This is a genomic window from Pseudoalteromonas sp. SR45-5 (assembly GCF_014163565.1).
In the GTDB taxonomy this organism is placed as follows: domain Bacteria; phylum Pseudomonadota; class Gammaproteobacteria; order Enterobacterales; family Alteromonadaceae; genus Pseudoalteromonas; species Pseudoalteromonas distincta.
Window position 1 is genome coordinate 1 of sequence record NZ_JACJDN010000015.1, and the last position, 18,010, is coordinate 18,010.

Sequence of the window (18,010 nt, forward strand, 5' to 3'; positions counted from 1 at the left end):
TAATTAAACGCACAATAGATTCAGTACTTGCCCATGCAATATGTGGAGTAAGTAATAAGTTATTGCCTGTGTAATTAGCAAGTGGATTTGAAGCTTCAGCAGGTTCTTTAGTTAGTACATCAACACCCGCTCCAGCAATTAGGTTTTGCTCAAGCGCTGTTGCTAAGTCGGCTTCGTTAATAATACCACCACGTGCTGTATTAATAATTATAGCGCTTGGCTTCATCATTTTAAGCTCATTAAGTGCGATTAAATCACGTGTTTCATCTGTAAGCGGGCAGTGTACGCTGATTATATCGGCTGTTTTAATGACGTCTTCAAAAGGCGTACGACCATCGCGACATTTAACCCCTTTACGCTCTGCAACAATAACATTAGCGCCAAATGCCTCAGCCACTTTAGCAACGCCTTTGCCTAGCGTACCGCCGCCTATAATGGCAAATGTTTTACCTTGCAAGTCGTTAAAGCTGTAATCGAGTATGCAAAACATTTCACTTTTTTGCCATGCGCCTTGCTGGCAATCCGCCTGATAGCGGTGGGTGTTACCCAGTAAGTTAGTAATTAAAGAAAATGTATGTTGAACAACTGAAGGGGTTGAGTAGCCAGCTACATTAGTTACGGCAACACCAAATTCTTTAGCGGCTTCTAAATCAACATTATTAGTACCGGTTGCACTTACGCAAATTAATTTCAGTTGTGTTAGCTGACTAATTGTATCGCGATTCAAAACTGCTTTATTAGTGATTAATACATCAGCGCCTTGGCAATGCTCAATAACTTGCTCTGGGCTGGTAAGTTCATAAGTCGTTAATTTACCAAGTTGTTCTATACACGAAAGAGATGTTTTAGCTAACGTTGCGTTATCAAGAATAGTAATGTTCATTATGAGCCCTAAAATAAGTGGATCTGAAAGAGTTAAAATCGTAAAAAAGAGGCTTACGATCCATCAAAAATATAAAATATGAGCTTAAGGTACTACGAAAGAAAGGCTTTGTTAATGCTATTACTACCAAATGATTATAGGGCTATGTAGTAGTGGTCTGCCCACTAGCAGATTGAGAACATGGTATTTTGCTAGACTGATCAGTTTTTTTGCACTTATAAGCAAGCCTGTGGTCATAGAAGTTAATTAAACTCGGCTTTAAAGCAAGTTGCTAAAATAAAAAATCGTTTTTTTGGTTATTTCGCATTTTAGATTGGCTGAGTTATAATCGGATATAGACATAAACGGTGCGCTTTAGCGTGCCGTTTTTTAACATTGTAGATGTAGTAATGAGTGAATTAGAAGATAAATACGCAGATATACGCCCATACAACGACGACGAAGTTGCGGCGTCGCTTACACGTTTGATTAACGATGATGCGTTTATTGATGTAATAGCAAAGTATAATTTACCGCGCTTTTTATCGGCAGTGCCTTTTATTGCACGTCCAATGGTAAGAAGTCAGTTACGCAAAAAATGGGGCAAAGTAAGCACCGTTGAAGATGTGCAAAATGAAGTGGCGCAATACTTAGATAAACTAGTGAAGCGCACCACATCAAAAGTTACCTTTTCTGGGCTAGATCAGTTAGACGCTAATCAGGCCTATTTATTTATTTCAAACCACAGAGACATAGTGCTTGATCCTGCATTAGTTAATTGGGGTTTATATCAGCATAAAATGAAAACAGTGCGTATTGCTATTGGCGATAATTTATTGCAAATACCTTACATTACTGAGCTTATGCGTTTAAATAAAAGTTTCATTGTTAAGCGCTCTGCTAAAGCACCAAAAGAAATGTTAAAAGCATTAACCCAGTTATCGTCATATATCTATGACTCTTTACTCGGTGGAAATTCTATTTGGATTGCACAAAAAGAAGGACGTGCAAAAGACGGTTTTGATCAAACAGATCCTGCCCTTTTAAAAATGTTGCAATTAAATGGACGTAAACAAAAGAAAGAATTTGGCGATTATATTAAAGAGTTAAAAATAGTGCCTGTTTCTATTTCTTATCAATATGAACCGTGTGCAATTGCTAAGGCTAAAGAGCTTTATCATAAACAGCATCATGGTGAATATATTAAGTCAGCGGGTGAAGATATTGCCAGTATTGTTGAAGGTTTTAGTTCAGCTAAAGGGCATGTGCATTTAGCATTTGGACAGCCAATCGAATCTAAATGTGATAGTGCTGAAGAGCTTGCTAAAACAATTGATAGGCAAATTGTAGATTCGTTTTATTTGCACCCAGGTAATTACATTGCTGGTGGCTGTAAAGAGGCGGTAATAGACTCTCCAGATACAGCGACGTTTGAACAGCGTTTAGCCTGTGTACCAGAAGAGTTAAAACCGTTAGTGCTGGCCATGTACGCTAAGCCATTTCACCGTAAAACAGAGATAAATACCAATAGCTGTGAGTATTAATAATCCCAGCTCAACAAAACTAAGCAGCAATTAAATTGCTGCTTTTTTTTTGCTCAAAAATAACGCTATACTAATACCTCCTCTTCAACTGGGCGGTACTTATGCATGCAACAAATTGAAATATTTGATATTCCAAGTCCTTGCAAAAGTATTTGCTTAGTTAACAACAGAGGGTATTGCAAAGGGTGTTATCGTAGTCGGGATGAGCGCTTTTCGTGGAATACCTTATCGAACGACCAAAAAAAGAAGGTGCTTAGTTTGTGCCAGCAGCGCTACAAGCGCTATCTTCAAAAAAAGCAGCAAAATGCAGTGCCAAGCACGCAGGCGCAGCAGCAAGGGTTCGACTTTTAAAAGCTTAATCCATATTTGGCTCTTAGTGCGTACACAGTGCCATTGTTAGTTAGGTTAATTAATGACATTTTAAGCTTTTCTACTAAGTTTTCATTACGTTTATTTAAATAATGATAAAGCGGATAAGTACTCAATACTTCTTTTACAAAACAGCCTTGAGGTGACGGGAGCTCATTATTTTGCATTATAAAGTTAATCATCAAAGCTCCCTGTACTTTTTTCTGAGCAAGCAAATTAAGTTGGGTATTCATGCTTTTAACTTTAATAATATTCCCTGCAAACTGTGTGCTTGCTAAATAATGTTCTTGCACAGGGTAGCCATCAACAATTGCGACGCTATCGAGCTGTTCTAAACTGTTAGGTAAACAGTTTTTATATAATACTAAGTCAAACTTAAATAGCTCATAATCGACTCTAATTAAGTTTTCGTAATTTTCTTCAACGCTTGCATCTCTTCCTAACTGCCCATCAAGTACGCCATTATTTGCAGCGAGCAAAGCATTTTGGTGACTAAAATCGATTATATGTATTTTAAAACCGATATCTGCGTATGCTAACTTTAATAGCTCTAAGGCATAATCAGCTTGAGGTGTACTTTGCGGACGATTAAAAGTGAGGTTGTATTGATGACTAAAACAAGAGGCACTAAAAAATAAATTTACCAATAATAACAAGATACTAAAATGTCTATTCATTATCAGTTCCAATTACTACAGAAATAAATAAAATAAGACGCGTATAATAACAAGGAGATTACCTCTTGCCCAGTTTAGAGGGGGAATCAAATAATCTTAAAAGCGAATGAGGAAGTATTGTGAGTTTTAATTTATGCCTATTACCACGTGAAGGAAAATATCAAATTCAGTTAGATTATGAAGCGTCTTTTTGGGCGTATCAAATTAAGCGTAATAAAAAAACGAGAGAGCAAGTTTACAACACAATCCACAGCCGCCCAGTGGCAGAGCAAATGGTTTTGAAACAAAAATTTGAACAGTATTTAGCGCTAATGCTTAGCTAAATATCGATATAAAAATGTATAAAGTTGAAGTGTTAAATGAACTAAAAACCCCACTTGTGAATAAATTCTACAAAAAGCACAGCGTAAGAGGGCGTGCTAATAAACAAGATAAGGTATGGGTTACTTACTATAATAATGAAATAGTGGCAGCATGTAGGTTACAAGATAAAACAGAGTTTTTATTTTTATCTACCATGTTTGTTGCGCTGGAACATCGCGGTAAAGGGATTGCAAAACAATTGCTTTCAACACTCTTAAAGTCGCAAAATAGAGAGATAAAGACCTTCGCATATGAAAACGTAGCTGATTTATATTGTGCTATTGGTTTTAACCAGGTGTTAACATATACTCTTGCTTTACAAGTACTTTTTGATACTTACAAACATCGAAATATAGTCGCTCTAGAGTACCCATAATAATAAATAATAATATGGAATAAGCATGAGTAAATACGTTAATGGGATCATTAGTTGCTTTGTAGTTTTAATAACTATTCTAAGTTGCCAAGTAGGGGCACAAGTAAAACGTTTATCTCCTAGCGAAGGCTTATCACAAAGCTACGTTAATACAATGCTTATAGACACTAACGGTTACCTTTGGCTTTCGACAGAGGCCGGGCTTAATCGTTATGATGGCTATCAAGTTATTCCAATAAACGGCCCTAATGGTGAGTTAGAAGAGGCGATCATCGATCGTATTTACCAAGACCCTCAAGGGCACATTTGGATAGCCTCTTTACTTGCAGGCCTGTTTAGATACGACCCCGTAACAGATTCATATCAGCAATTTCTAGAAAAACCGACCAGTGAAGAAGAAATTATCAATCAGTCTGTTTTTAGTATGGTGGCTGTTGATAAAAAAACACTTTGGATTGGGCGAGGCCGCGACTTTGCAAAGCTTGATATCGCAACCGGAAAAATAACAACTATTTTTGAGCTGCCTGCTAAATATAAAAATACCCTTGTGAGAAAGCTGTTTGCCTACAATGGTTATATATTTATAGGTACAAGCCATGGTGCATACGTATTTGATATTGCCACCGAGCAAGTTAGACCTCTACAGCATTTAAAAGGTGAAGCTGAACATATTTACCAAAATAATGTGAAGTCTTTCGCATTAGGTGAAAATAAACAGTTGTTAGTAGGGGCGGTACAAGGCTTATACGAAGTTGATATTAGTAACTTATCAAAAATGTTTGAACGCCCAGATTTACCTTTTAAAAGTAAGGTATTACTAAGTGACTTAAATGTTTGGAGCATAGTAAACGAACACGGAACAATAGATTTAGCTACCGACAAAGGCTTGTTTAAATTTGATTTAAACACAAAAGAGCTGATTAAAAATACTCGAATAGCCAAAAGTAAGTACACACTTGCCGATACCAGTATTATTGATATGGCTAAAGATAAATCGGGTGGTACATGGGTTGCGACTAAGACTGATGGAGCGTTTTACTTATCTCACGACAGCTATCATTTTAATAATGTCGATGGCACTTTGCTCGGGGGGGATGGTTTATCACATCACTCTATCTGGGGGATTACCGAATATAAAGACAAGCTTTGGCTTGCAACGCATAACGGTATTACCGAGGTTGATTTAAAAACAAATATTGGTAAAGCTTATTTAAAAGACTACAAAGTCGACTTACTCACCACTGAGTTTACCGTATATGAAATAACGCCCTATAAAGATAATTTATGGCTTTATACAAACCGTGGTTTATTTATTTTTGACCCTGTAACGCATCAAGTTAGCGAACCAAAAGTGCATAACCCTGCTGATCAAGAGCTGATTACTGGTAGAGTGCATGGCGTTACACTAATGCCAAATGGCGATCTATACTTTGTGCACTCAGATCATGGGGTATTTATATACAATATAGATTCTCAAGTAATAACGCGTCTGGGTGGCCAGTTTGACCAGTTTGAACCCTTTTTAGCTCATGGTTTTTTACCCGCGTTGAGCAATAAGCCAGACTCGCCACTATTTTTTAATGCTGGAATTTTATATCAAGTAAACCCAAGTGATTTAGCACTTAAAATGATTTACAAAGTGCCAAAGCAGCACGAAAACGTAGCCATTAGCGTGCTTTCTTATTTAATTGATAACAACAATATATTGTGGATATCACTTTCTAATTTTGGCTTGATAGGCCTTGACGCATCTACTTATCAATTAGTACATACAATCGATTTAGAGAAGAATAAATTAGGCACATTGCTTTACGATATGGTGCTAGATGATGATGGCATGATCTGGATGAGTAGCCATAAAGGCATTTGGCGATTAAACCCAGAAACACTGCATTTTCAACAATTTTCTACGTCAGAAGGGCTACTCTCTGCTGAGTTTAATAGTAACGCCATGGCACAGCTCAAAGACGGCCATATTGCGTATGGTAGCTTAAAAGGTTTTACTTATTTTCACCCAATGGAAAACCAAAATTACCAGTCACTTATTGATCACGTAAATATTACGCGAGTTGATTTAATGTCACGAGATCTATCGCTTGATTTAAAACAGCCGCTCAACGAAGTTGTGTTAAATCATGATGATATTGGGCTTGAAGTGGCATTTTCGGCCATGGCATTTAGTAATCAAGAACGCATCATTTATGAGTATCAACTCGATAACGGACAAAAAAGTTATACTCGAAATAACAACCGCGTATTGTTTCCAAAATTGAATCCAGGTAATTACCAATTAAAAGTTTGGGCTAAAGACCCCCTGACTGGCGAATATACCTCGCCTGCTATTTTAAAAATAAAAGTAAAGTATCCGCTTTGGCGTGCACCTTATTTTATGGTGCTTTACGCCATGCTGTTTATTGGTTTTGTTGTTATGTGGGTTATGCGCCGTAATAAAATTCAGCGTATTTTATTGGCAGCAAATAAAGAAAGTAAAGAAAGCGAAGCGCGTTTAAAATTAGCGCTTGAAGGCAGCGAATCGGGTGTTTGGGATTGGGAGTCGAGCAACCCAAGCATTTACCAACCCCGCTTAGCCAGTGAGTTAAGCTACGAAAATGAAACCGTAAGCCTTGATGAATATTTATCTAAAATTCATCCGCAGGACAAACAGCTATTTCGCTTAGAGTGGCTTGAATTTTTATCTACCGATAAAGGCTACTTTAATTGTACCTACCGCCTGCGCCATGCAAAAGGCTATTGGCGCTGGTATAAGGACTTTGGAAAAGTAGTTGAGTGGGATGATAAAACTCCACAAAAAGTAGCGGGTACTTATACAAATATGACCCGTGAGATGGTGTTTGAAGAACACGCTTTACTATTTACGGCAGCATTTGAGCAAACACGTGATTGGGTGTTTATACTCGATAAAAACTTAAATATTCGGGCTTCTAATAAATCACTGCAAACCGCCTTTAACTTCACCGCTGAGTCGTTATCTAGCCGGACTTTAAATTTAGGTATATCGCGCAGCAATCGTTTTGATTATTTACGCATTATGCAAAAGCTATCTGTTGGGGAGCATTTTTCGTGCGAAGACAGTGTGGTTTTAGCTAATGGTGAATCGCGTCATGTACTTGTGAAAATAAGTGCAGTGGCCGATAACGAGCAGCGCCTTAATAGTTATGTCATTATTTTAACCGATATAAACGCACAAAAATCAGCTGAAAACGAGCTGCACCTATTGGCCAACTACGATGCCTTAACTGGGCTGCCAAATCGTACATTATTTAATGACCGCGTTGAACACGCCCTTGAACAAGCAAAACTGCATGGATGCAAAGTGGCTTTGTTACATATCAATATTAAACGTTTTAAATACTTTAATGACTCATTAGGGCACGAAGCGGCTGATGAGCTAATTAAAGAAGTTGCTGAGCGCTTAAAGTGCTCTTTGCGACCATCGGATAGTGTTGCGCGATTTGGTGGCGATGAGTTTGTCGTGTTAGTAGAAGATATTCATCAGATAGAGCAAGTACTTATAATATGTACTAAGTTGATGGATTGCGTGAATCAAAATATTGCGATTAATGGTCAAGTTGTAAACGTTAATTTAAGTATTGGTGTGTCGATATCGCCAGATGACGCAGAGCAAGGCCCCGCACTTTTAAAAGCTGCGAGCATAGCGTTATATCATGCAAAAGACTCTTTAGAAGGGCGCTACCAGTTTTATAAGCAAGAGATGAACCAGCATGTTCAAAGAGCGCTGCATCTTGAATCTCAGCTTACTAGAGCGTATCGAGAAGAAGAGTTTTGTAATTACTATCAGCCTATTATTAATGCTAAGAGCCAAAAAACAGAAGGCTTTGAAGTGCTGCTGCGTTGGCCCGAAAATAAACTAGTACAAACTCAAGAGTTTTCGCTGGCTGCAGAGGGGATAGGCTTAATTACAAAAATTATGCTGCAGACCTTTGCGCGCGCTTTATTGGAGTTAAAAGAGTGGCGAAAAGCCTCACCTAACCTGTATTTATCTATTAACTTATCAGCACTAGATTTTGAGTTTAAAGAACTCGTACCTGAAATTAAAAAAGCGTTAAATAATTCAGGTGTATCATCTGAGGCAATTGTTTTTGAAATAACCGAATCAATATTAATGCGTGATTCAAAAGAAGCGCTGCACAGCATGGAACAACTTAAAAAGTTGGGTTGTAGATTGTACATGGATGATTTTGGTACAGGTTACGCATCACTTACTTATTTAAAGCGTTTCCCTATTGATGTACTTAAAATAGATAGAAGCTTTGTACAAGACATAGGCATAGACTCTGATGATGAGGCCATTATCCAATCAACACTCGCGCTTGCAGATAGTTTAGGCAAAGAGTGTGTCGCTGAGGGCGTAGAAAGCTCGCACCAACTTGCTTTTTTAAAGGCGAGAGGGTGCAAGCATTTCCAAGGGTATTTATTTAGTAAACCGGTACCTAATACCGAAGTACTCGCGCTTATTAATCGCGATTGGAGTGATATATTCAATTGAGAATAGTCGCACGGATTTAGGGCCTTTTACCGCAGTGTCTGCAAAACAAATGGCTGTTATGCTCATTTAACTGCGTTTTAATGGCCTTATTAGCTTCAAGTTTACTCAAGCCTAGCTTATGGCGTAGCTCTTCTAGGTGTACTTGTTGGGTGTCATTAAGTGTGCCATCTTGAATTGACTCGTGCACAGCGTCTTCAAAAAACTGACGGCGTTTACGTATCTGTTCTGAAAAACTAGACGCCAGTAATCCGGTAGGAATAGCGACCATACCCATGCTCAGTAGTGTGATAACGCCACCGAAAAACTTACCCAATGGCGTTATAGGTACTACATCGCCATAACCAACGGTCGTTAGTGTTGCCATTGCCCACCACATAGCCGCAGGAATAGAGCCAAATTTATCGGGTTGTATATCGTGCTCAATTAAATAAATTCCGCATGAAGCTAAAATAAGCACAACGGCCATTATAAAAAAAGCAGCCATTAATGAACTACCTTCATCGTTAAAGGCTTTTAAAAGTAGTTGCATGGCGCGTGAGTAGCGAGTGAGTTTAAATACTCTTAATAATCTGAGTATGCGTAAAAAACGTAAATCGAGAGGAAATAAAAACATCATTAAGCTTGGCAAAATCGCTATTAAGTCGATTAACGCAAGTGGTGATAAAAAATACTTTAATCTGCGTTTACTGTTTGAGCCTTCCATTGCTTCATATTGTGTTTTATCTACACAGGCCCAAAGCCTGGCTAAGTATTCAATAGCAAAAATAGCGACCGATACAATTTCTAAAACTAAGAATTCGTAGTAATACTGCTCTGCCACACTTGGGATTGACTCAATAACAATGGCTACAACGTTAATCATTATTAAGCTAATGAGTGCAATATCAAGAATATGCCCTGAACGTTGATATTGACCTGTACCTTCAAACAGGCAAGCCATTTTTTGGCGTAAAGTTTGCGGTTCATTCATTATTTAAGTTTAAGTACCATGTTAATACTGCCTTCTTCAAAGTCGCGACTAATTTTAAAACCTAGCTTACGGGCAAGTTCAATCATCCCTGTATTCTCTGGTAAGGTTATGCCTTCAATCGACTCTACACCTTGGCGTTTGCAGTGATTAATTGCAGCGCTCATTAGTATACGACCAAGCCCTAAGCCTTGGCAGTCTGAGCGTACTACAATAGCAAACTCAGCATGTAGGTTATCGGGGTCCATAATGACGCGAGACACACCCAGTGTACGGGTTTTACCTTCAAAGCGTTGGCACACAATAAACGCCATTTCACGGTCGTAATCAATTTGCGTCATTTTAGCGAGTTGATCGTGGTTAAACTGTGGAAGCTCGCCAAAAAAGCGTTTATATCTGTCTTCTTTGTTAAGTGACTCGTCAAATACTTTATGGGCTTGTTCATCTTCCGGTTTTATCGGTCTGAGCGTAGCTTGAGTGTTATTTTTAAGTGTTACCACTTCAACAAGTTCAATAGGGTAGGGACGAATAGATAAGCGCTTACGATTGCTCTGAGCTTGATAGCGGTTAAGTGTCATAGTGGCATCGAGCACTAAAAACTGTCCATTGCTGGCAAGTATAGGATTTAGTTCCATTGAGCTTATATCGGGTTGATCAATAACTAACTGAGAAATACGCGTTAGCAGTGCACATAAACGATACTTATCAACTTTCTCGGGGAGTATGCGCTCCTTTAATACGCCTTTGTCGTGCGCTGCGGCAATTAAATACTTTGCCAAGTTCATATTCAGTGGAGGCAGAGCAACGGCGGCTTGTGCATATTCAAGGCCGGTGCCTGCTTCACCTAATAATATAACTGGGCCAAAATTAGGCTCGGTTTTAATTGCAATTCGCAGCTCATTTGCGCCTGCTCGCGGCGCCATTTTTTGTAATGAAAACCCTTCAATAACAGCATCCGGATAAGTGTTTTTAATACGGATAAGCATCGCAAAAGCAGTTTGTTCAACCTCGTTGGCGTCGTTTAAATTAAGCACCACCCCACCTACTTCAGACTTTGAGGCAATACTTGGACTAATCAGTTTTAATGCGACTGGAAAACCAAGCTCTATGGCTTGCTCTTTGGCTTCTGTTGGGGTGTAAGCGACCTCAGTTTGAATGCATTTAATACCATAGTGGTTCAATACTTGGCTTGCCTGATGAGTAGGTAAGTAGCTTTGTCCATCATCTAAAAACTCATTAATAAGGGTTCTAGCTGCCACCTTATTTATTTTAGCGTCATCAGTGTTCGACTCAGGTGTTTGCGTTAAATGCTTTTGGTTACGACGATACGTTACCAAGTGCATAAATGCGCCTACAGCCCCTTCGGGCGTACGATAAGTGGGTATTGCGTTGTTTGAGCACACTTTTCTGGCGGCGTAAGATGCGTCTTCACCCATAAAGTTAGTTATAACGTAAGGGCGCGCCATTTTGGGTAATGTTTGTAAGGTTTCTACAATAATGTTGGCGTAGTCTTCGCTGGGCGCAAGCGCTGAGGGAGTATGGATAATCAGTAAGTTTTTAACTTCTTTTGCGTGCAGTAAAATTTCTAATGCTTGCTTATAACGCGCAGGTGCTGAGTCGCCAAAAATATCCACAGGGTTTGAGGTGGTTTCTGATTGTGGAATGACTTTATTTAGCGCATTTCGGGTTTCAATGCTTAGTTCTGCTAATTTACCGGAGCTTTGAATTAGCTCATCAACAGCCATAACACCCGGGCCGCCACCATTAGTTAAAATTGTCAGTTGTTCTACTTTTAATAATTTTGGATGCATGGCGAGTGTTTGTGTCGCTGCAAATAGCTCTCGTAAATCATTTACACGCAGCATACCCGCTCGTTGAAATAACGCATCGTAAACAGCGTCAGAGCTTTGCTTTCCACCGGTGTGAATTTCGGCTGCAAGTGCGCCCGCAGTTGTTTTACCTGTTTTAATCGCAATTACAGGCTTACTAAAGGCCGCGGCTCTTGCTGCTGATATAAAGCCACGAATATCTTCAATGTTATCTATGTAGAGTAAAATAGCTTTGGTTTTAGCATCACGACCTAAAAAGTCGAGTAGTTCATTAAAGTTTATATCAAGGCAATCGCCTACTGATACAAAATATGAAAAGCCAATTTCTTTGTTTTTAGCCCAATCTAAAATGGTTGAGCATACTGCTGCTGATTGTGATACAAATGCTATTTTACCTGGGCTTGCCACGGTATGTGAAAAGCTCGCATTTAAACCAATATGAGGGATCAGCAAGCCTAAACAGTTGGGTCCAAGCAAAGTAACTTGCTTGGCTTGAGCACATGCTTTAAGCGCGCTTTTTTGCTCCCCAGACAGCCCATCGGCAATAACAATAGCGGTTTTACAGCCAAGCTCTCCAAGCTGCTCAATAATATCAATTAAGGTGTTTTTGTTAGTACAAATAACAGCAAGGTCGGGTACTTTTGGTAAGTCAGCAATAGAAGGGTAAGCAAGTACGCCATGTACTGCGCTATGGCTTGGAGTAACAGGCATTATTGGCCCTTTAAAGCCACCTTGAAGTAAGTTGCGCATAACCACAAAACCAGCCCGAGTTGATATGTTAGAGGCGCCAATAACGGCCACTGAGCTTGGGTTAAAAAATTGGGTTATACGCTTAAGGCTCATGGTTTTTCCTAGGCTGATTAAATTTTGCGTTATTTATAGTCTCAATGTACCCTGTTTACTGTGTTATTTCGAGCGTCTCGATGCTTATTATTGATATCAATCAAGGAGATTATTGTGAATAAAACCCCCGGTTTTTACATTGTTATAGCGGCTATTTGTTTAAGTATAGGCTTAATTAGCTTAGGGTTTATTTTAAAAAGTACCGCTTTGAGTGTGAAAGGGATGGAACGTACTGTGCAGGTTAAGGGATTGGCCGAGCGAGAAGTAATAGCCGATACGGTAATTTGGCCTCTGCAATTTAGTGATGCCGACAATAACCTTGAAAAATTAGTAAGCCGAGTTGAGAAAAAAAATGATGCGGTAACTGCTTTTTTAAAACTCCATGGTTTTGACGACGATGAAATAACAATAGGTAGCCAGTCAGTTATTGATAAGCAAGCACGTGAATACAGTAATGAAAATCAACAATTTAGATACATAGTGCGCTCAAATATTATTGTTTATTCTGCTGCGCCAGATAAAGTGCAAAACGCGCTGAGTAAAGTAAGCCAACTTGCTAAACAAGATATCGCAATAGTGCAAGATAGCTACGAAACAAAAGTTGAATACATCTTTACTGGCCTCAATGATGTAAAGCCTGCGATGGTGCAAGAAGCAACTGAAAAAGCGCGTGAAGTCGCTAATAAATTTGCTAAAGACTCTAATTCAAAATTAGGCAAAATAAAAACAGCTCGCCAAGGGCAATTTAGTATCAGTAATCGAGATTCAAACACACCGCAAATAAAAAATATAAGAGTGGTAACCAGTGTTGAATATTATTTAAATGACTAGGGCCTGTTGACCTTTCAGGATTAAAATTTGTTCAATCTTGGGGCGATTTAATCGCGGCGTGAGGTTTGTAACCTAGCGGGCTAAGTAAAAACCGAGCAAAGCTTCCGCGTCCTGCTCACGCCCCTTACCTACATCCATGTAGGCAACAAAGAGTAAATTGCCCCTAGGCAGAACCCTTCGGCAGCGCATGTTTGGCATTTATTCCACGTTACCGCCTATTTATGGGAAATAACCACGCTGCATAGGCTCTGCCTTGCCTAAATACCAAACATACTGCTGTAAATTTAACCTCGAAAGATAAGCAGGCCCTAGGAAATAATATGTCAGAGTCTAAATATGGTCAGTTTGTACTGGCGCCCCGTTCGTATTTTTTCACTGCTATAGCGAGCGTAGTATTTGCGTTTAAAGGCTTTAGTTATAATGCATGGCGGATGGAGGCAAGTGAAGATAACAATAATACACGCATTGCTAGCTTTCAAATTTTACAAGAACTAGCCGAGCTTATTGTATTTGCGGCACATTACGATAATAACAAAATAGATGGCAGCCCCAGAAAAGGCTGGGTTAAAGTTAACTTAATTCATGACTTAAGCTACTTAGCCGTTGATAAAGTACATTTAAAAACAAAAGACTTACAAAAGGTCTGGCAAACAAATTGGCCAAATATGGTTGATCACCAAAGTGCTGCGCAATCTATTACACATGCCATAGACAGTGTGCGTACAGAAGTTGTGAGTGAATTAAAGCGCCTTGATTAAGTGAGCAACTTGCGCCGTTGAGCGTTGCAAGTAAGCGGCGCTCAGTAAAATTGTGGTCTCGTTAACTTTTTGCCCTTTTATTACGTTGGCAAGCTGTTGTTTAGCGTTAGGATTTTGTTTTTGCTCTATTTCCATTAATGCTAACAAAGCTGAAAATTCATGCTTTACCGGTGTGCTAGGTTTATTTGCATAGGCTATGTAGCAGGCAACCGGTGTTAAGCCATGAGAGTTGGGCTGCGCCAGCGCTTTAGCTAACTCATCATTTGATTCAAACAACATCAAAGAGCGCACATAGTTAAATGGCAGCTTTGTCGCATCGGCATGCTTAAACACATTGTGCAGTACGTTATTTCCTTGTGTATCTTGTACTAAAAAGCCTTTATTTACTTTCAGCGCAGGGGTAAAAAAGCTCAATGCGTCAATATTAGTGAGTTGATTAATAAATGGAGAAGGCGCTGTGTTAGAGCTTAATATCCGCGTTGCTATGTTTTGCATAAAGTCATACTTAACACTCAACCGTTGGGCGCTGTCATATAAATGGTTAAGCTGCAAAGTTTGCTGAGCAGGGCTTAACTGCTTAAAGTCGTTATCGAGCTCATTTAACTGTTGCTTTGAAATACGCGCATTAAGTAGTTGTATGCTTAAATCCATTATTATTTCCAAAAATCTTTTTTACTACTATAAAACAAAAAAGGCCGCAAATGCGACCTTTCATATTTAAAGCAATTGTTTAAATTGGTTTTAAGCTTTTTTGCTTGCTACCCATTCATTAACAAAGTTCTCTAGTACATTTAGTGGTACAGGACCATTTTTAAGTACTACGTCGTGGAACTGGCGAATATCAAACTTATCACCCAGTTGCTTTTTAGCGTCTTCACGAAGCTCTAAAATCTTAAGCATACCCACTTTATAAGCCGTTGCTTGTGAAGGCATTACAATGTGACGCTCAACCATTTTAACACCGTCAGATGTTGCATTAGGCGTGTTATTCACGTAGTAATCAATACCTTCTTGGCGAGTCCACTTCATCGCGTGAATACCCGTATCAACCACTAGACGACATGCGCGCCATAGCTCCATTGAAAGACGACCAAAATCTGAGTAAGGGTCTGAGTACATGCCCATTTCTTTAGGAATAAACTCTGAGTATAAACCCCAACCTTCAATATATGCTGTGTAGCCACCAAATTTACGGAACTTAGGAACGCCTTCTAGTTCTTGCGAAATAGCGATTTGCATGTGGTGACCCGGAATACCTTCGTGGTAAGCAAGTGCTTCCATTTGATATGTTGGCATAGCTTCCATGTCATAAAGGTTAGCGTAGTAAATGCCTGGGCGTGAACCATCTGGAGCTGGCTGTTGGTAAAATGCCTTGCCCGCAGCTTTTTCACGGAATGCTTCAACTGCTTTTACTTTTAAATCAGCTTTTGGTTTAACAATGAATAACTCATCTAAGCGTGTTTTCATTGTATCAATAAGTCCAGTGGCTTCATCAAGGTAGCGTTGCTTACCTTGTGCATCATTAGGGTAGTAAAATTGTTTGTCAGTTTTCATAAACTGCATAAACGCTTTTAAGTCGCCTTTAAAGCCTACTTTATCTTTAATTTCACGCATTTCATCATGAATACGTGTCACTTCAGATAAACCAATTGCATGAATTTCTTTAGCCGTTAAATCTGTTGTTGTAGTGCGCTTAAGTGCGTTGTTATAAAACGCTTCGCCATCTGGTAATTTCCATGCGCCATCGCGATCATCAGCACGCTTCTCAAGCTGCGCTAGGTAATTAATTAGCTTAGAGTAAGATGGTTTAACAGCCGATTTTAATGCATCTGATGCATCGCTGATTAATGAGTCTTTTTCGTTTTGGTTAATTTCAAGCGCTGTTACTTTTCGTTTAAAGTCAGCAAGCAATGTAGAATCATCGCCTTTTTCAAACGGTGCACCGTGAATAATGTTTTTGCTTGAATCAATAACATGCGGGAATACAAATTTAGGGGCTATGATGCCTTTTTCTGCACGTACAGTTAAATCAGCGATAAGCTGATCAATAACACCAGTTACACCATTTAGGCGTGAAATGTAGTCTTTAGCTTCTTTTACATTACTAATTGAGTGCTGATTAATTAAAAACGCAGGGATCATAGAATGTGTACCAAACATCTGGTTCACAGGGTAATTATGGTAGCGCCATTTAAAGTCAGCAATTGAGCTTTCAAGATCCTGTTTTTTTAAGTCGTAGCTAACTTTTGTTGCATCATCTAATAGATCACGATTAATTGCTTTTAATGCAACTAGGTCAGCTTTTGTTTGTGCTAAATCTTTAAGCTTTCTTTCTTCGCTGCCATCGTCCCATTTATCGTAATCTTGCTTAATCCCCATGTATGTTTGATATACAGGGCTGCTCATTACATCGCGGTTAAATGTATCTTCAAAAAATGCATTGGCTTTGTCTATTTCACTTTGTTGTGATTGAACTGCTTGTGCAATAGGGGCTGAAGTAGATTGTTGTGTTGTTTGCTGGCAACCAGCAAGTAGTGCAACGCTTACTGCGGCCGCAATAAAAGTGAGTTTACGCATTGTTTTCCCTTTTGTTGTTAGAAACCCATTAGGGTGATTTATATTTATTAGTTTTATATTGTTGTGCAGTGCCTTAGCGCTACACAAACAATTCTAGCAGGTCATTTAAAAAGCGATGACCTTTTAAGGTTACCTGCCAATGGCTGTCTGTTTGAGTCAATAAACCTTTATTTATTGCTTGGTTTAATGCACTTTGCTGACTTTGCAGCGGCAGTGTTGTTAGTTTATTAAAATCATTGATTGGGCAAGGCTCAACAAGGCGAAAGCGATTCATAAAAAATTCAAACGCTAAATCGTCTTGCTCTACATGCCAGCTTTTATACATATACGGTTTAATTAAATCCATATAGCCGCGTGGATGTTTAACCTTTTCGGTACGCGTTATAAGCCCTGTATTTGCATCAGTAACCTTACCATGTGCGCCGCAGCCAATACCGAGATAATCGCCAAAACGCCAATAATTTAAGTTATGTTGGCATTGATAGCCCGGTTTTGCATAGCCTGATATTTCGTATTGCACGTAACCTGCTTGCGCGAGTAACTCAACCCCTTGTTCTTGAATGTCCCACAGTGTTTCATCTTGTGGCAAGGTAGGGGGTTTTGAAGCAAACTGAGTATTGGGTTCAATAGTTAGTTGATACCAAGATATATGCGGTGGATCGAGTGCTATTATTTGTTTTAAATCACTCAGTGCATCATCAAGTGTTTGCCCAGGTAAGCCATGCATTAAATCAAGGTTAAAGCTATTTAAACCGGCTTCTTTAGCTTGTTGCGCGGCATAGTTTGCCTCGTCGCTGCCATGAATCCGACCAAGTGCTTTTAACTTGTCGTTTTGCATGCTTTGCACACCGATAGAAATACGGTTAATGCCTGCTTTTACGTAATCTTTAAAGCGACCTGTTTCTACTGTACCAGGGTTGGCTTCAAGGGTAATTTCGCAGTGTTCTTCAAGCCCAATTAGGTTGTCGACTTCATTTAATAATCGGGTATAAGCTGCACCAGTTAATAGGCTTGGCGTGCCGCCACCAATAAAAATACTGTGAATTTTACGCCCTTGCACTAAGTGCAAATCTGCTTTCAAGTCATCAATTAAGTGTTGAACATATTCAGCTTCAGGTATTTCACCTTTTTGTCCGTGGCTATTAAAATCGCAGTACGGGCATTTTTGCACGCACCAAGGCACGTGCACATATAAGCTCAGTGGTGGAAGGTTCACAGGCCGCCTTTTTGCTGTAGTTCTAGTAATAATTTTTGCAGCGCTTGTCCGCGATGACTCACTGCATTTTTTTGCTCTTTTGTAAGCTCAGCACTCGTACAATTTTTCTCTGCTACAAAAAACACAGGATCGTAACCAAATCCACCGTTGCCATTTTGAGTGAGCGTAATTTCGCCCTCCCAACTAGCACTACAAATAAGCGGAGTCGGGTCGTCTGCGTGGCGCATTAACACCAGTACACACCAAAAACGTGCACTGCGAATAGGATAA

15 protein-coding genes are annotated in these 18,010 nt (G+C 39.3%); 7 read left to right on the top strand and 8 right to left on the bottom strand.

The features are described 5' to 3' along the window. A partial coding sequence (locus H5072_RS01410) for a D-2-hydroxyacid dehydrogenase (protein ID WP_182692455.1) occupies positions 1-883 on the bottom strand: 883 nt, incomplete at its 3' end. Positions 884-1,272: 389 nt separating this feature from the next. Between H5072_RS01410 and H5072_RS01415 the strand changes: the two genes are divergently transcribed. After that, a complete protein-coding gene (locus H5072_RS01415; RefSeq protein ID WP_182692461.1) occupies positions 1,273-2,406 on the top strand; it encodes a 1-acyl-sn-glycerol-3-phosphate acyltransferase in 1,134 nt (377 codons plus the stop codon). A gap of 105 nt (positions 2,407-2,511) precedes the next feature. Next, entirely contained in the window at positions 2,512-2,757 is a 246-nt protein-coding gene (locus tag H5072_RS01420; protein WP_008170756.1) for a DUF1289 domain-containing protein, read from the top strand. On the opposite strand, the gene H5072_RS01425 is transcribed toward H5072_RS01420, so the two are convergent. Further along, a complete protein-coding gene (locus H5072_RS01425) occupies positions 2,754-3,452 on the bottom strand; it encodes an ABC transporter substrate-binding protein (RefSeq protein WP_182196852.1) in 699 nt (232 codons plus the stop codon). The two genes, H5072_RS01420 and H5072_RS01425, sit on opposite strands and share 4 nt — an antisense overlap. Before the next feature lie 119 nt (positions 3,453-3,571). Between H5072_RS01425 and H5072_RS01430 the strand changes: the two genes are divergently transcribed. From H5072_RS01430 to H5072_RS01440, 3 genes are read left to right on the top strand one after another with little or no spacing between them, the layout of a single operon-like run. Further along, entirely contained in the window at positions 3,572-3,775 is a 204-nt protein-coding gene (locus H5072_RS01430; RefSeq protein ID WP_182692456.1) for a DUF3283 family protein, read from the top strand. A 14-nt stretch (positions 3,776-3,789) separates the two neighbouring features. Then, a complete protein-coding gene (locus H5072_RS01435) occupies positions 3,790-4,191 on the top strand; it encodes a GNAT family N-acetyltransferase (RefSeq protein WP_024596205.1) in 402 nt (133 codons plus the stop codon). A gap of 25 nt (positions 4,192-4,216) precedes the next feature. Then, the gene (locus H5072_RS01440) at positions 4,217-8,719 is read left to right on the top strand and encodes an EAL domain-containing protein (protein ID WP_182692457.1); all 4,503 of its coding nucleotides are present in this window, start codon (positions 4,217-4,219) and stop codon (positions 8,717-8,719) included. Between the two features lie 16 nt (positions 8,720-8,735). On the opposite strand, the gene H5072_RS01445 is transcribed toward H5072_RS01440, so the two are convergent. Both H5072_RS01445 and H5072_RS01450 read right to left on the bottom strand, forming a co-directional pair. Then, on the bottom strand, positions 8,736-9,689 hold the full coding sequence (locus H5072_RS01445) for an ion transporter (protein WP_182692458.1): 954 nt from the start codon (positions 9,687-9,689) through the stop codon (positions 8,736-8,738). Further along, the gene (locus tag H5072_RS01450) at positions 9,689-12,358 is read right to left on the bottom strand and encodes a bifunctional acetate--CoA ligase family protein/GNAT family N-acetyltransferase (protein WP_039488310.1); all 2,670 of its coding nucleotides are present in this window, start codon (positions 12,356-12,358) and stop codon (positions 9,689-9,691) included. The genes H5072_RS01445 and H5072_RS01450 overlap by 1 nt, the downstream gene beginning before the upstream one ends. A 114-nt stretch (positions 12,359-12,472) precedes the next feature. Between H5072_RS01450 and H5072_RS01455 the strand changes: the two genes are divergently transcribed. Both H5072_RS01455 and H5072_RS01460 read left to right on the top strand, forming a co-directional pair. Further along, the gene (locus H5072_RS01455; protein WP_002962579.1) at positions 12,473-13,189 is read left to right on the top strand and encodes an SIMPL domain-containing protein; all 717 of its coding nucleotides are present in this window, start codon (positions 12,473-12,475) and stop codon (positions 13,187-13,189) included. A 320-nt stretch (positions 13,190-13,509) separates the two neighbouring features. Further along, positions 13,510-13,947, top strand: coding sequence for a hypothetical protein (locus H5072_RS01460; protein WP_182692459.1), 438 nt, complete (start codon positions 13,510-13,512; stop codon positions 13,945-13,947). Here the strand turns inward: H5072_RS01460 and H5072_RS01465 are convergent. The 4 genes from H5072_RS01465 to H5072_RS01480 all read right to left on the bottom strand — a co-directional run. Beyond that, positions 13,930-14,598: a hypothetical protein gene (locus H5072_RS01465; RefSeq protein ID WP_002962577.1), complete on the bottom strand. Its 669-nt coding sequence runs from the start codon at positions 14,596-14,598 to the stop codon at positions 13,930-13,932. The genes H5072_RS01460 and H5072_RS01465 overlap by 18 nt on opposite strands. Positions 14,599-14,688: 90 nt before the next feature. Further along, positions 14,689-16,524: a DUF885 family protein gene (locus H5072_RS01470; RefSeq protein WP_182692460.1), complete on the bottom strand. Its 1,836-nt coding sequence runs from the start codon at positions 16,522-16,524 to the stop codon at positions 14,689-14,691. A gap of 79 nt (positions 16,525-16,603) precedes the next feature. Further along, the gene (hemW, locus tag H5072_RS01475; RefSeq protein WP_002962575.1) at positions 16,604-17,740 is read right to left on the bottom strand and encodes a radical SAM family heme chaperone HemW; all 1,137 of its coding nucleotides are present in this window, start codon (positions 17,738-17,740) and stop codon (positions 16,604-16,606) included. Beyond that, positions 17,737-18,010 (bottom strand): non-canonical purine NTP pyrophosphatase (locus H5072_RS01480; protein ID WP_310735865.1); only part of this gene is annotated, 274 nt, incomplete at its 5' end. The genes hemW and H5072_RS01480, both read right to left, overlap by 4 nt.

Excerpts from the sequence above, each read along its gene's own strand:
- H5072_RS01450 (WP_039488310.1), bottom strand. The coding sequence starts at position 12,358 with ATGAGCCTTAAGCGTATAACCCAATTTTTTAACCCAAGCTCAGTGGCC.
- H5072_RS01465 (WP_002962577.1), bottom strand. The coding sequence starts at position 14,598 with ATGGATTTAAGCATACAACTACTTAATGCGCGTATTTCAAAGCAACAG.
- H5072_RS01470 (WP_182692460.1), bottom strand. The coding sequence starts at position 16,524 with ATGCGTAAACTCACTTTTATTGCGGCCGCAGTAAGCGTTGCACTACTT.
- H5072_RS01445 (WP_182692458.1), bottom strand. The coding sequence starts at position 9,689 with ATGAATGAACCGCAAACTTTACGCCAAAAAATGGCTTGCCTGTTTGAA.
- H5072_RS01415 (WP_182692461.1), top strand. The coding sequence starts at position 1,273 with ATGAGTGAATTAGAAGATAAATACGCAGATATACGCCCATACAACGAC.
- H5072_RS01435 (WP_024596205.1), top strand. The coding sequence starts at position 3,790 with ATGTATAAAGTTGAAGTGTTAAATGAACTAAAAACCCCACTTGTGAAT.
- H5072_RS01420 (WP_008170756.1), top strand. The coding sequence starts at position 2,512 with ATGCAACAAATTGAAATATTTGATATTCCAAGTCCTTGCAAAAGTATT.
- H5072_RS01425 (WP_182196852.1), bottom strand. The coding sequence starts at position 3,452 with ATGAATAGACATTTTAGTATCTTGTTATTATTGGTAAATTTATTTTTT.
- H5072_RS01440 (WP_182692457.1), top strand. The coding sequence starts at position 4,217 with ATGAGTAAATACGTTAATGGGATCATTAGTTGCTTTGTAGTTTTAATA.
- H5072_RS01460 (WP_182692459.1), top strand. The coding sequence starts at position 13,510 with ATGTCAGAGTCTAAATATGGTCAGTTTGTACTGGCGCCCCGTTCGTAT.